The 485-nt window shown below is 60.2% G+C and carries 1 protein-coding gene; it reads left to right on the forward strand.

Annotated features, from left to right (window positions below):
* Window positions 1–441 (forward strand): redox-sensitive transcriptional activator SoxR (gene soxR / locus BMI85_RS20960; protein ID WP_078602691.1); only part of this gene is annotated, 441 nt, incomplete at its 5' end.
* Between the last annotated feature and the right edge of the window lie 44 nt (window positions 442–485).

The raw sequence follows: 485 nt of genomic DNA on the forward strand, positions 1-485 counted from the left end.
ATGGAAACGACGCTGACCATCAACCAGATTTCACGCCGCAGCGGCATCGCCTCCTCGGCGCTGCGCTACTATGAGGAGCGCGAGCTCATCTCGTCCGAGCGGGCGGGCTCCGGGCACAGACGCTTCCCGCGCCACGTTCTGCGGCGCCTCGCCTTTATCAGTTTCGCTCAGACCCTCGGCATGACGCTTGAAGAGATCAAAACCGAGCTCGACAAGCTGCCGACAGACCATGTTCCGACCGGAGACGATTGGGCGGTGCTGTCAGAGAAGTGGACGCACCGGGTCGACGAACAGATTGCCCAACTTCAGCGCTTGCGGAAGACGCTGACCGCTTGCATCGGCTGCGGCTGCCTCTCTTTGAAATCCTGCAAGATGTTCAATCCCAAGGATGAACTGCGTCAGCGAGGGACCGGTCCAAGAAAGTGGATCGAGGATATCTGAGGCTGTAGCCAAGGCAGGGCCGAAAAAGCTGGCGCGATCACCCT

This window comes from Thioclava sp. DLFJ4-1, from assembly GCF_002020145.1.
Classification (GTDB): Bacteria; Pseudomonadota; Alphaproteobacteria; order Rhodobacterales; family Rhodobacteraceae; genus Thioclava; species Thioclava sediminum.